General features: G+C 68.5%; 12 protein-coding genes. 6 read left to right on the top strand and 6 right to left on the bottom strand.

The features are described 5' to 3' along the window. Positions 1-92: 92 nt before the first annotated feature. The 4 genes from AC5WRL_RS19695 to AC5WRL_RS19710 are packed head-to-tail and all read right to left on the bottom strand — an operon-like array spanning position 93 to position 912. The gene (locus AC5WRL_RS19695) at positions 93-308 is read right to left on the bottom strand and encodes a hypothetical protein (RefSeq protein ID WP_496089922.1); all 216 of its coding nucleotides are present in this window, start codon (positions 306-308) and stop codon (positions 93-95) included. Between the two features lie 48 nt (positions 309-356). Further along, positions 357-530 carry a hypothetical protein gene (locus AC5WRL_RS19700; protein WP_496089923.1) on the bottom strand — a complete coding sequence of 58 codons (174 nt, stop codon included), beginning with the start codon at positions 528-530 and terminating at the stop codon, positions 357-359. Beyond that, on the bottom strand, positions 527-721 hold the full coding sequence (locus AC5WRL_RS19705; RefSeq protein WP_496089924.1) for a hypothetical protein: 195 nt from the start codon (positions 719-721) through the stop codon (positions 527-529). Before AC5WRL_RS19705 ends, AC5WRL_RS19700 begins: the two co-directional genes overlap by 4 nt. Then, a complete protein-coding gene (locus AC5WRL_RS19710) occupies positions 718-912 on the bottom strand; it encodes a hypothetical protein (protein ID WP_496089925.1) in 195 nt (64 codons plus the stop codon). The genes AC5WRL_RS19705 and AC5WRL_RS19710 overlap by 4 nt, the downstream gene beginning before the upstream one ends. Positions 913-1,099: 187 nt before the next feature. Here AC5WRL_RS19710 and AC5WRL_RS19715 point away from each other — a divergent pair, with 187 nt between their 5' ends. Beyond that, positions 1,100-1,273 (top strand): hypothetical protein, encoded by a 174-nt coding sequence (locus tag AC5WRL_RS19715; protein WP_496089926.1) that lies wholly within the window; start codon positions 1,100-1,102, stop codon positions 1,271-1,273. A 5-nt stretch (positions 1,274-1,278) separates the two neighbouring features. Here the strand turns inward: AC5WRL_RS19715 and AC5WRL_RS19720 are convergent, their stop codons facing one another. Both AC5WRL_RS19720 and AC5WRL_RS19725 read right to left on the bottom strand, forming a co-directional pair. After that, entirely contained in the window at positions 1,279-4,098 is a 2,820-nt protein-coding gene (locus AC5WRL_RS19720) for a beta-L-arabinofuranosidase domain-containing protein (protein ID WP_496089927.1), read from the bottom strand. A gap of 85 nt (positions 4,099-4,183) precedes the next feature. Then, positions 4,184-6,070 (bottom strand): DNA/RNA helicase domain-containing protein, encoded by a 1,887-nt coding sequence (locus AC5WRL_RS19725; RefSeq protein ID WP_496089928.1) that lies wholly within the window; start codon positions 6,068-6,070, stop codon positions 4,184-4,186. A 450-nt stretch (positions 6,071-6,520) separates the two neighbouring features. Here AC5WRL_RS19725 and AC5WRL_RS19730 point away from each other — a divergent pair, with 450 nt between their 5' ends. From AC5WRL_RS19730 to AC5WRL_RS19750, 5 genes are all read left to right on the top strand, one after another. Then, on the top strand, positions 6,521-6,721 hold the full coding sequence (locus AC5WRL_RS19730; protein WP_496089929.1) for a hypothetical protein: 201 nt from the start codon (positions 6,521-6,523) through the stop codon (positions 6,719-6,721). Between the two features lie 150 nt (positions 6,722-6,871). Then, positions 6,872-8,755: a DNA/RNA helicase domain-containing protein gene (locus AC5WRL_RS19735; RefSeq protein ID WP_496089930.1), complete on the top strand. Its 1,884-nt coding sequence runs from the start codon at positions 6,872-6,874 to the stop codon at positions 8,753-8,755. A 580-nt stretch (positions 8,756-9,335) separates the two neighbouring features. Next, positions 9,336-9,767: a hypothetical protein gene (locus tag AC5WRL_RS19740; RefSeq protein ID WP_496089931.1), complete on the top strand. Its 432-nt coding sequence runs from the start codon at positions 9,336-9,338 to the stop codon at positions 9,765-9,767. Further along, positions 9,764-11,905 (top strand): hypothetical protein, encoded by a 2,142-nt coding sequence (locus AC5WRL_RS19745; protein ID WP_496089932.1) that lies wholly within the window; start codon positions 9,764-9,766, stop codon positions 11,903-11,905. The genes AC5WRL_RS19740 and AC5WRL_RS19745 overlap by 4 nt, the downstream gene beginning before the upstream one ends. A 152-nt stretch (positions 11,906-12,057) precedes the next feature. Continuing rightward, positions 12,058-12,669: a hypothetical protein gene (locus AC5WRL_RS19750; RefSeq protein WP_496089933.1), complete on the top strand. Its 612-nt coding sequence runs from the start codon at positions 12,058-12,060 to the stop codon at positions 12,667-12,669. Positions 12,670-12,697 lie beyond the last annotated feature (28 nt).

Raw genomic sequence — 12,697 nt, forward strand, 5'->3', positions numbered from 1 at the left:
GGGGAGCCGGGGGGGGAGGGGCCCGGTCGGGCCGGATCGGATCCGAGGATCGGCCCGGCCCGACCGGGGACGGTGACCGCCGTGCGGGGCGGTCAGCTCATGATCGGTTCGGTGGTGCCGCCGGCCGTGCGGCCCGCCTCGAAGGCGGCGACGATGGCGCTGCCGGCGGCCACCCCCGCCCCGAACGCGACAATGGTCACCGGGGTGGCCAGCACGGGCCGGGCGGGCGCCAGCCGGCCGGTGCGGTCGTGCACCGGAATGCTCGCCATGGCCGGCGAGTCATCGAGGTAGGCAGCGATTCTGGACATGCGCGCGGAATCCTTCCGAGGTCAGGGGGAACGGTCGGGGCGCCGGTGTCACAGCCGGATTTCCGAATCCCCGGTGGAAACGGTGACGCAGACCGCGATGAAGGCGCTCGTGTGCAGGCAGAGCACGGCGTCGCCGGTGACGCCGGCCCGGCCCCCGTCCTCCTCGGTCAGCTCACCGCCCAGGCTCACCAGGACGGCGGGGACCCGGTCGGCCACGGTCACTGGATCACCGGCTCGGTCTCGCCACCGACCATCCGGCCCACCTCGAACGCGGCTACCGCGATGGCCATCGTGGCGGCAACGGCCAGCGGCGTGGCGAGTACGGCGGTGGCGCTGCGGGGTGCCCGGCCGGCGGAGTGCTCGGTGAGTGCGCCCAGTTCGCGCAGGGCGGGGACGCGCGCGGCGGCCGTCACTGGATCACCGGCTCGGTCTCGCCACCGACCATCCGGCCCACCACGTACGCCGACACCACGATGGTCATGCCGGCCGCGAAGGCGGAGGGCGTGGCCAGGACGGGCGATCCCGCTCTGCCGACCACTCCGGGGGAATTCTCGCGCAGTGGGCCGAGTTCGGCCCACCGCCTGGAAAGACTGGCTCCCGCCATGGGGAATCCTCCTGCGGTCTTTTCGGCGGCGGCATGTCCGCCGCCCAAAAGACGATCCCCCGCCGGGCCGACGCCACGGAAGCGCGGGCGGTGGCACGAGGCTGCACCCGAACGGCAGCATCGTGCAGGAGCGCCGACCGGCGGACACCGACCTGCGAAGCCCTCGCGCCCGGGGTGCAATGGTGACATGGGTGATTTCATCGGCTCATGGGCCGCGCGGCTGATCGAGTGGTCAGGCGGAGCGATCGACGAGCAGCGCGCGCGGACACTGGTGACGCAGATCTACGAGGCGGCGGCCGATCGCGCCGTACGGCAGCACGAGGAGGAGGTCGCGCTGCGGGAGGCCGAACGCGAGGAGTGAGCGGGTCAGGGAACGTACGTGGCGCCCTCGGCGGTCGCCACCGCCCGCGCCCCGTCCGCCGCGCCCAGCCGCCCGTCCCGCACCCATCGATCGACGGTGGCCCGTACCCGTTCCAGCAGCGCGTTCTTGTCGGCGAACGGGGCGCCGGCCCAGATCTCGTCGAGCAGGGTGGTGCCGTCGGGGCGGGTGGGGTTGGCGACGCCGGAGTCGGTGTTGCCGAAGACGAGCCGGGGTTCGTGGCGGCGCAGATAGGCGTGGGTACGGTCCTGGGTCCCCTCGTGGAACGGCACGAGTTCCACCCCGTCGAGTGTGTAGTGCAGCGGCCGGCCCGTCACCGGGGTGAGGGAGGGCAGCAGGTCGCCGGAGAGCGCGGCGTTGCGGTAGAGCGAGACGGACAGGTGACTCGTACGGTCGTCGCGCGCGACGAGGTTGACCGGGCCGAGGAACAGGCTCTGGAGCCCCGGATCGTCGGGCGTGCTCTCGGCCCGCAGCCGGAAGGGGATGGCGATCCGTACCGTGTCGCCCTGGCTCCAGGTGCGGGAGACGGCGAAGTAGCTGCCGGCGGTGGGGGTGCCGGCGGCCTCGGTGCCGTTGACGGTGACGGTGAACCCGTCCCCCGCCCAGGACGGCACGCGCAGCAGCAGCCGGAAGGTGGCGGCGCCGCCGGTGACGGTGAGGGTGGAGCCGGCCTCCCGGGGATAGCCGGTGGTCTGGGTGACGGTGACGCCGTGTTCGGCCCAGCGCACGGTGGAGGGGCTGTAGAGATTGACGTAGAGCGCGCCGCCGTCGGCGGCGGCGAAGTAGATGGATTCCTGGTACTTGGTGGCGCTCTCGATGCCGGTGCCCTCGCAGCAGGTGGTGCCCTGCTTGGGGGTGTAGTTCCGGATGTGGCCAGGAGTGAGGCCGATGAAGTAGGTGACCAGCGGCTTCTCGGCGTCGGGCCGGTCCTGCTTGGAGCCGAGGATCTGGTTGTGGAGGGCGCGCTCGTAGTAGTCCATGTAGCGCGGATCCTGGTCGTGGAAGAAGAGCGTCCGGCTCAGCTTGAGCATGTTGTACGCGCAGCAGGTCTCGGCGGTGGCGTCGCCGAGGGTGCCGGCGATGACGTTGCGGGCCCGCCAGAACTCGCCGCTGCTGGTGCCGCCGATGCCGTACATCCGGGTGGGCACGACCATGCCCCAGAAGTTGCGGGCGGCGTCGAGGTAGCGCTGCTCGCCGGTGGCGTCGTGCAGCCGCAGCAGACCGGTGAAGATGGGGATGTGCTGATTGGCGTGCAGCCCGTCCAGCACATCGGTGTCGGCGGCGCAGGCGTCGATCAGCGCGTCGAGGTCGAAGAGCCTGGCGAGCGCGAGATGGTGGGCGGCGCCGGTCCGCGTGTACAGCTCGACGATCGCCTCCACGATCCCGCCGAACTCCCCGCTGGAGAAGAGCCCCCACATCCGCTGGAGCGTGGCGCGGGGCAGCGCGGAGAGCCGGGAGTGCATCCAGTCGGCCAGGCCGGCCGCGAGATCGAGCGCCCGTTCGTCACCGGTGTGGGCGTGGGCGTCGAGCAGCCCTTGCAGGATCTTGTGCGCCGTGTAGTACGGGGCCCAGACGGTGTAGTAGTCGCTGCGGGTCATCGACTCCAGGGTGATGAACTGCGTCTCCGGGTAGGCGGCGAGGAACCCCGGATGACTGGGCCCGCCCCAGGTACGCCGCAGCGTGCCGTGCAGTCCGCGCCCGGAGGTGTCGGCGATGGTCCCACCCGTGGCCTCGTCAAAGGCGTAGGAAGCGAGATCCCCGCGGCCCGGGGAGTTCTGCAACGCCCCGATCTCACCGGCGGTCAGAGCCCGCCCCCACACATGGACGTCGTCGAACCCCCCGGCGAACACCGGATCAGAGCCGAAGGCCGACCGCCCCAGCCAGACATGCCGGGGCGTGCCGAGCGAGGCGGGGGTGAGCGTCAGCGCGTCGTGGCGCCCGGCCTCCTGGCCGTTCACGTACAGCACGCCGGTGTTTCCGCGGATCGTCACGGCGAGATGGCTCCACTGGTGGAGCGGCAGCGGCGCGGTGCCGTTGATGGACTGCTCTCCCCCGGGCCCGCTGAGGGTGATGGCGAACCGTGGCACTCCGGCGGCGTTGCGGGCGGCGAGATACAGATAGCGGGTGGTGTCGTCGCCGCAGTCGAAGACGCGGGCCCAGTCGCCGTGGTGGGTGGGCCGCACCCAGGCGGACAGGGTGATCTCGGCGGCTCCGCCGAGGACGGCCGGGGGCAGTTCGACGTACTGGTAGGACCCGCGGGGATTCTCGACGGCGGTGCCGAACCGCCCCGGCACGCCGAGCACGGCGGGCGCGGCCCGCAGCGCCGCCCGCACCTCGACGAGCGCCCCGACGATCTGGCGCGCCTTGTCGGCGAACACCCGCTCCCCGGTACCGGCGTAAGCCTGGGACAGCATGGTGAGGAAGTGTCCGGTGTAGTGCCCGCGCAGATTCCCGTTGGCCTCCCCGTCCAGCCCCTCCCACCCGCCGGGCGCCACCGCGCCCCCGGTGTCCAGCCCGGCGTTGGCCCGGAAGACCTGCACCAGCCGGTTGACGTCGTAGCCCCGCGCGTGATCGAGCAGGAGTCGCCGCTTCTCGGCGAAGATCCCCTCCCCCAGCGCCACCTCCCCCAAGGCGAACGGCCGCACCCCCCAGGCCGTCTCCACCGCGCCGGCCCCAGCGCCGGCCCGCCCCCCGCCCGAAACCCCGGAACCCAACGACGGCACCGCCCCGAACACGGCGGCAGCCCCCAGCACAACCCGCCGCCCAGGCCCAACACCCACGACGCCCCACCCTCTCCCGTTCGGCATATCGACCACAGTCCGGTCAATCGGTCAGAACGTAGAAGCAGGCAGCGGGTCCGTCAATGCCATGGGATCCCGTGAACTCAGCTACTCAACGGGGTATTCCAGAGTTGTCCGGCGCGGCGCGCCGGTCGCCCGCCGGGATCAGCTCGCGCAACATCGCCTGTGTCTCGTTGTCGGTGGAGAACACGACGGTGCCTGCCATGCCACGGGTAAGCAGGACCTTGTAGGTGTTGCGCACGAGACGATCGAATGTGCGTGGGTCGACGCCTGCCAGACTCCCGTCCTTGCTCGCGGCCGGGTCCGCCCGCCAGTGGCCACTGCGCCATACGAGATCCTTTCCGAAGATCACCCCGTTCCAGTCGTATTCGAAGCCCTGAGCGGTGTAGATGCATCCGATCTGGCCGAACCCCGCAGGGTCGGTCGCCCAGAATTCGGAGACCGGCGCTCCGGCGACCGGCCGCTCGCCCCGCAGATTCCAGGGCTTGCGCCAGCCGTCGATGTCTATGTCGTTGACAAGACGTCCTTGTGAGGGGCCGCTCCACTTCCAGCAGAAGCCGGCCGTCATACGGGCGGTACTGTCCGGCCCCTGCCGCTGCCGCTGCCGCAGCAACTCCTCCATCTCTTCCGGGGAGTCGGCGACGGTGAGCTGGAAGCGTCTATCGCCGACCCAGCCGACCGGCCCGCCCTGCTGCAGGTCAAGGAGCCGCAGGACCCACGCGTCGTACGCCTGGCTACCTCCGCTGCGATACTGGTTGTCGAGTGGCACATGCCGGACTTTTATCCCCAGAGTCAGGGCTGCCGCGCGGATGGAGTCGACGGAGCCCATCTCATTGGGGCGCACGACCTGATAGTCGTCCAATAGGAACACTGGCACCCGGGCGGCGTTGAGGAGCTCCACAACCTGTGGGCGGTTGTGTCGGGCGTTGGGGGAATGGTGTCGTATCCGATGCGCCTCATCGCATATCAGGATGTCGAGCTCGTTGGGATGAGCGCTGGAGAAGTCCATGAAGTACTTGAAGACGCTCGTGACCCGAGGTTCGTTGCCGCCCAGGTGACGGGAGAGCGTTTTCGTGAACGCCTTCGATCCGGTGGCGTGGGTTACCGAGCGCCCCTCACGTGCCAGCTCTCTCAGCAGGTGCAGGGCAATGACGCTCTTGCCGGAGCCCGGGCCGCCGGAGACGATGATGGCTTCTTTCTGATCCGCTCGGTGTGACAGGCTCGCCAACCGCTTCACCAGCGAGACGGCGACCTGTTGCTCGTCGAGCAGCACGAACCGGCGGTTGTCGGCGATCTCGTCTGCGGTGGTCCGTAGCAGCGGACGGTTCGGGGCGACCGGGCTGTCCAGCAGCCGATCGGCTGCCGACGCGCCGCTCCGGGGGGCCAGCCTGAGCTGCAGTTGCTCGATGAGGGCGCCACGCGTGGTATCGGTGAACAGCAGCCGGTGCTGACCGCCCGACATCTGGAACAACTGCGCGACATCGTCATTCTTGGCGTTGTGCAGGTAGGCGAAGCCGGCAAGGTTCTCTTCGTCACCGTCGAGGACCGCGGTGAAGTCCGACAAGTAGTCACAGTAACGGGACACCTGAGCCAGCGGGTGCAGCAGAGGTGTGTTCTTGGTCCTACTGACCAGACACAGATCCTCACTGTCGGGCACCAACCGCGCGTCGCTCCACTGTTTGAGCTCGATCACCACGTATGAATCCCTGTCGGTCTTCGGGTGCAGGCCGGCCAGCACGACATCCGCCCGCAGGCTAGACAGCGGGAGCTGTTGTTCCACGAGCACTTCGACCTCGCCGAGCTTGGCATCCATGAGCACCTCACCGAGAGCTCGCAGGCTGTAGCGCCAGGCATCCTGCTCGGGGGTTGAGGGGGAGCGCAGAAAGCGAGCCCGATACCGCTCGGTCAGTTCTTCGGTGAGGGCATCGGACTGACTGCGCTCGTAGAACACCTGAGCTGACTTGCGGAGGAGGGTCATGGATCTTTCTCCGGAATGAGGGGTCCACCTCACGCCTGCATGATGTGAGGGCCCGGCGCATCCGAGCCGATCACCATATCTATAGCGATCGCAAAAATCCAGATCCTGGCCAAGTTACGACATGTTCGATGCGACTTCGCCCACAATTGATCAACATGAGGTAGCCTGTCGAACGCTCGTTTGGCAACAGCAGACTTCCGTCAACGGACGGACACGTCTTCCGCCTACACACGGAGCGCAGACATGCCTTCCTCCCTTCCCGACGGCCACCCTCCGCGACCTACTGGTCTGCGAGGCCCGTCGATCCCGGACAGCGATCAGGCGTCAGACCCGGCTTCGAGCCGCCGCCGTCATCCGGCTTTCTGACCAACGCCCGATCCGCCATTCACCCGACAGCCGTGGCGACGGACGCATCCGTCTTCCCGTCGACGCGCCTTCGAAGGGACTGTCGTGCTGTCCGAACCCGTCCTCGTCCTGGCCTGTGCGGGCGCGGTGACCACAGTGACCTGCTGCCTGTGCGTCTGCGTCACCGTCCTGCGCATCGCCACCACCGCACTCCGTGGCAGCCGGTCCACCGATCGGCCGCAGATCATCCGCGCGTTGGCCCTCCTGTTCCGGCGTTTTCTCCGGCCCTGGTGGAAGCGCACATGACACAAGAGCCAGCCCTACAACGGAGATAGTGTTGATACCGATATCCACGCGGCCCGCCGGGCTTCCGTCCCAGGCGGGCACCTCCCGACCCGGGCCAGAAGGACACGCCCCCACCCGCATCAGCAGTTCCACGCTGTCCGGGGGTTTCCCTTGCTGATCCGTGCGTCCGCCGCCTCGCTCATGACCCGCAGTCTGTCCCGTCAGCTCTACCTCGACCTCACCGACCGCTTCTCCCACACATACGGCCACCGGCCCTCACCCGGCGAGAGCCGCTCATGGGAGAACTCCATCCCAGCGCTGCTTCAGGCGTTGCTGGAGGCGGACCTCGACGAGGTGGAGGTCATGCTCGAATACGCCCTGCCGCTCTCGAGCAAACGGGCCGATGCCGTGCTCGCCGGAGTGCATCCCCGGACGGGCGAGCCCTCGTATGTGGTCATCGAGCTGAAGCAGTGGACGCGGGTGACCCCCGACCGCGCGAATCACACGGTCTGTCATGTCGATGGTATGGGTGGCGAGGAGCAGCTGAACCCCCTCGTCCAGGTCCGGGGCTACTGCGATTACCTGGCACAGTTCAATGGATCACTCGACGGCCATGAAGACCGGATCGCCGGTGCCGCCTACCTGCACAACGCCGGTAACGCTGCCGCCGCTCTGGATGACGCGGGCCAGGACGCTCATGGCCGGCTGTACACAAAGACCACCAGGAACGGGTTCAAGGAGTTCCTCCGGGAACGGCTGTCCGCGCAGTCCGGGTCGGCAGCCGCCGACGCGTTGCTGAACGGAGTCAGCAAACCGTCCACTCAGCTCATCACCGTCGCGGCTGATGAGATCCGCAATCGCGAGCAATTCGTGCTGCTCGCCGAACAGCGCCTGGCGTACGAGCTGGCGCTCAAGGCGGTGCGCGACGCCCGACAGTCCGACAACAAGCAGGTCATCGTGGTCAGTGGCGGGCCCGGCAGCGGCAAGAGCGTGATCGCGCTGTCGCTGCTCGGCGAGCTCTACCGTCAGGGACGTGCCGCGCTGCACGCCACCGGGTCCGCCTCCTTCACCAAGACGATGCGGAAGGTCGCGGGGGCCCGGAAGCGCGAAGTGCAGGATCTCTTCAAGTACTTCAACAGCTTCATGACCGCCGGCCGCAATGAGCTGGACGTGCTGATCTGCGACGAGGCACATCGCATGCGGGAGACCTCCGCCAATCGCTACACACCGGCGACGCAACGCACGGGCAAGGCTCAGGTGGAGGAGCTGATCGATGCGGCCCGGGTGCCCGTGTTCCTGCTGGACGATCACCAGATCGTGCGGCCCGGCGAGATGGGATCGGTCAAAGCGATCCAGGCCGTTGCCGAGAAAAAGGGCCTGCGGTGCGTCGTGGTCTCCCTCGACGGGCAGTTCCGCTGCGGTGGCAGCGAGGCGTATCTCCAGTGGGTGACAGCGCTCCTGGAACTGGACGGCGGACGCCCGGTCCGGTGGGAGGGCGATCCGAAGATGCAGCTTCGGATCGCAGACAGTCCACAGGAACTGGAGGAGTTCTTGGCACAGCGCCGCGCCGAGGGCTATGGCGCACGCATGACGGCCGGGTACTGCTGGAAGTGGACCACGAAGACCAAGCCCGGCGAAGCGCTGCCCAACGATGTGGTAGTTGGCGACTGGGGCCGGCCGTGGAATGTCTACGGGGACCGGGCCGTCGGAGGCGCTCCCCCGGCCGCGCTGTGGGCGACGGAGCCGGAGGGGTTCGGCCAGGTCGGGTGCGTCTATACGGCGCAGGGCTTCGAGTACGACTGGAACGGCGTCATCCTCGGTCCCGACCTGGTGTGGAGAGGTGATCGCTGGGTCATCGACCGGACGGCTTCCAAGGACCCGGTGTTCAAGAAGTCGACACCCGACGCCGATGTGGACCGACTCATCCGCAACACGTACAAGGTGCTGCTGACCCGGGGCATGGTGGGCACAGTGCTCTACTCAACCGATGCGGAGACCCGGGCGAAGCTACGCGAACTCATCGGCGCCGAAGACCGGGTACCCGCCCCGGTGTAAGTCCCGGCAGCTCCTCCTCACCCGCCGTCCTTGATCGACAGGGCTCCGGGTGAGGAGGTTCGGGTTTCACTCAGCCGCATCCCTGCTGCGTTTCTGCCTCAGGGATGCCTTCGCATAGGGCAGTTCATCAGGCCGGCGGCGAAGTCGCGCCAGCCGCCAGGCACTCTCGTACGGGAGCCGACCGCCAGAATTCCTCATCAGCCGACGCGTGCGCAGGGCGCTGCGCGGGGCCAGAAGCCAGCGCACGGTGGTCACCTTCATGGCCGCACTTTCCCAGCCCTCGACCGATAAACGGGCTGATCGTAGCCAATGTGGGTTAACTCATTTTCATCCCGGATAAATGGTTTGATTCGACCATCTCTACGGTCACGGCCTCGGCTGCCTTCACTCCTGGTTCAGGTGCGAATGAAGTGACTCAACAACAGAACGGTGCGTGGCCGCACCATCTCCTTCTCGCCGCGATCGAATGGCCAGTTTCAAAGGGAAGAACAGGGTTCGTCCGATATCTGTAATGGCCACGCGGTCACCGGCCGCTCGCTGTGCCGGAACCGCGCCAACCGCTTCCCAACGAGGGGGATTCATGGCAACGCCGACAGACGTCGTCACACTCGCGGCGGGCGCCGCGCTCGGGTCGGTGGGAACCGATCTCTTGCGCTCCGCACGGGACAGGTTCGCAAAGATCTTCCGCCGCCATGCCACCCGCGAGGAGCGGACCGCTCTGCTGGTACGGCTGGACGGCTTCGAGCGGGATCTGCTGGCCCTGCCGGTCGAGGATCGCGCGAGCGCGGCCCAGTTCTACTCCCAGGGATTCGCCTCTGATCTGCGGCCATTGGCCGAGCGCAGCCCGGAAGTTGTTGCCGAACTGCGTCGGCTGGCCGAAGAACTGGGCGCCGCCACGCGGGGGGAAGCGCAGGGTTCCGGTGTAGTCAACCGTGATGTCCGGATCACGAACAACACGGTCCAGGGCGACCTCAACTACGGCGGGCACACGAACTCGGTGGTCCGGCCGTGACGTCGCACGACGGAGCGGATGACCCCGCCGTCGAGCAGCCCGCCGCCGTACCGCAGGCCGACGCCGGCCCGGCTCGGGAAGAAGGCATGGGGGCTGCCCCGAAGGACGCCCAGGAGCCGGGCCGTACCGTCATCAGCGGCAACGAGGTCGGCCGCGACCTCAATTTCGCCGACAAGATCGTCAGCACTACCTACATCACGCGGCTCGCGCATCTTCAGCCCCACCCGGTCAGCCGCGACGGCATCATCCGGCGTGAGATGTTCGAAGCACCGGCCGAGTTCGATGACGCGCGAAAAGCCCTGACCACCGAGCCGGGTCAGGGCATGAGCGCCGGTGTACTCGTCCTCGTCGCCGAGCCGGGTATCGGGGCGCGGACCCAAGCGCTGCGGCTGCTCGACGACTGTCTGCCCGATGACGGCCGCGTCTTCGAGCTCTTCCCCGACTGGGAAGAGCCCGATGTCTCCCGGATCCCCAGCGAAGAGAACACCGGTTATGTGCTCAACCTCGTGGGTGAGAGCGAGGTGCTCGGTGAAACGTTCCGCGACCGACTCGGTGAGTACGGCGCGGCGGCAAGAGAGCACGGCACCCGGCTCATCGTGCTCACCCACGCACGGAGCTGGGGTTCACTGATTTCGGGCGTGTCCTTCCCCACTCCACCACTCGTGGTGATGCGGGCCGGCGGCCCCAGCATCGCCGGCATCACCGAGCGCCGTCTCAAGGCCCGGCCTGGCACGGCGCATCGCGTCTCCTGGCTGCACGACGGCGACAGCGTCTTCACCAAGCTGCTCAGCCCCACCACCGCTCCCAGGGCGGCAGTGCGTCTCGCGGAGATCATCGGCAAGGCCACGAATCCCAAGGACACCCGGGCCCGCGACGAATATCTGGGGTGGCAGGATCTGCTGAAGACCTGGTTCGGTGGCGGTGAGCCCGCCTCCGCGGCGCCACGGGCCCTGCGAATCTCCGCAGCCCTCCTCGACGGTTGTCCCGCACGCGCCGTCCTCGACGCCACCGATCAGCTGCTCGGCGCCCGGGAGATCGCCTGGCAGCGGGAGAAGGGCGGAGTGCTGGGCGGTCCGGACGCCGAGACCCGGTGTGGCGAAGCCCATATCGCTTTCCGCCCGGACGGCAGCGTCTCCCTCAGCAAGAACTATCCCGGCATCGACCAGGCACTGCTTCCGCACATCTGGCATACCCGTCCGCAGCTCGTTCCGGTACTGACCCGGTGGCTGGGCCGGATCAGCGCAGTCGGCGGTCCGGCGGCGCCCCATCTGGACCGGCTGGCCAGAGCCTTGACCTCCCTGGCTCCGTCCCAAGGGCCGGCGCCCATCCTCGATCTGGTCGAGAAATGGGTCACGGAGGAGAAGCAGCGCAACCTCGCCGTCCAGGTTCTGGAAGACCTCGCCGTCCACCCCGAGATCGGCGCCGCCGTGCGCACGTCGCTCAGCAACTGGGCCAGGGTCGGCAGCAAGACGGCACGGCAGCAGGCGGTCGCCGCCATCTGTGGGCGCAGGTTCGGTACGGACTTCACGCGGGTGGCGCTCAACCGGCTGCGCGACGTACTCGACAAGAGCGGTGGGCCGGGGCCCGAGCAGGAAGCCCTGAAGTCGCTCCGGGCGCTGCTGAGCGGCGAGGAGACCACGGCCCGGACACTTGACGCGGTCGTCGATTGGGCGACACGACCCGGCGGCAAGGGGACTGCGGCCAGTGCGTGCGCCTTCGTCCGGCTGCTGTCCCTCCCCCGCCCCGGGGCAAACGTCGGCCCCGAACCGGACCGAGCCCTGGCCGTGGAGCTGGTCCATACCCTGCTCACCCTGGAAGGAGCCGAGGGCGAGGCGGTGCGGGAACTGCTGCGGAAGGGCTGGCGCACCAGCTGGCGGGACCCGGCCCTGCGACCCGGTGCCTCCCTTGCCCTGGACAGCTGGTGTCATGCGGTCGAGAGCGGCGAACTCCCGTTCGCGCCGTTCCGGGCGGTGGCCTACGTGATCTTCGATGAGGAGGCCAACTCCTTGGGCGACGACCTCAACCGGATCATCGGCGGCGGCAGCCCGCTCCGCAGGAGGCTGCGTTTCGACTACACCGAAACCATCCGGCGGGTGAGAGACCGGCAGCCCAAGGCCGGGGACGGAATACATCGGTGAGGTTCTCCCGACGCTCCCGGCGGGGCGGGCAGGCTCCGGCCGCCGCCCCCGCCGGGGGTACCCCCGTACCGGAAGTCCATAGCCACTTCGACTGCCAACTGCGGAGCGCGCGTCCGGGGATCTGCTTCACGGCCTCCATTGCGTACACGTTCATGCTCACGCCCGATCTCCCTGACCCGCCGCTGCATCCCCACTCCCTGGCCCGCTCCCTGCTGCGGGAGCGGGCGGGCGATCGTGCGGCAGAGTTCCACCCGTTGGAGGTGCGGGAAGCCGAGGACGCTGTCAACGCCTCGCTGTCCGAACCGGTGCGTGTTGACCCACGCATCACCATCGAGGCGTCGGTCTGTCTGACCCTCGATCCGGACACCGAGTCCCTGGCCCGGCGCCAGGACGAGACGGAACAGCGGCTCGTCTCCCTCAACCACGACGAATCCGTCCGCCTCGATCTGCTGCGTGCCCGGCTGCTGGACCCCAGCCTCGGATTGGTGTGGTGGCTGGAGCGGCATGCGGAGACCCTGTACGCATGCGAGGCCCCGGAGAAACGGACCGGGGAGGTGATCGCCTCGTTCCAGGCCCTGCGCACGGCGCTGGTCCGCGGCCGGAGCAAGAACCCCGAGACCGAGAGCATGCTGCTGCGCGCCCGGGTGGACGAGTTGCTGACCATCCTGGAGGACCCGAGGACCGCCGGGTACGCGGCGGGCATTCTGGAGCAGCTGGTGCAGATCATCCACGGGGAGTCCCGCACGGGCTGTTCCTCCTCTTGAGGCTTCCGCTCCCGACTCACCGATGTCG

Source organism: Streptomyces sp. NTD107 (genome assembly GCF_059510435.1).

Excerpts from the sequence above, each read along its gene's own strand:
- AC5WRL_RS19695 (WP_496089922.1), bottom strand. The coding sequence starts at position 308 with ATGTCCAGAATCGCTGCCTACCTCGATGACTCGCCGGCCATGGCGAGC.
- AC5WRL_RS19710 (WP_496089925.1), bottom strand. The coding sequence starts at position 912 with ATGGCGGGAGCCAGTCTTTCCAGGCGGTGGGCCGAACTCGGCCCACTG.
- AC5WRL_RS19715 (WP_496089926.1), top strand. The coding sequence starts at position 1,100 with ATGGGTGATTTCATCGGCTCATGGGCCGCGCGGCTGATCGAGTGGTCA.
- AC5WRL_RS19720 (WP_496089927.1), bottom strand. The coding sequence starts at position 4,098 with ATGCCGAACGGGAGAGGGTGGGGCGTCGTGGGTGTTGGGCCTGGGCGG.
- AC5WRL_RS19725 (WP_496089928.1), bottom strand. The coding sequence starts at position 6,070 with ATGACCCTCCTCCGCAAGTCAGCTCAGGTGTTCTACGAGCGCAGTCAG.
- AC5WRL_RS19740 (WP_496089931.1), top strand. The coding sequence starts at position 9,336 with ATGGCAACGCCGACAGACGTCGTCACACTCGCGGCGGGCGCCGCGCTC.
- AC5WRL_RS19750 (WP_496089933.1), top strand. The coding sequence starts at position 12,058 with ATGCTCACGCCCGATCTCCCTGACCCGCCGCTGCATCCCCACTCCCTG.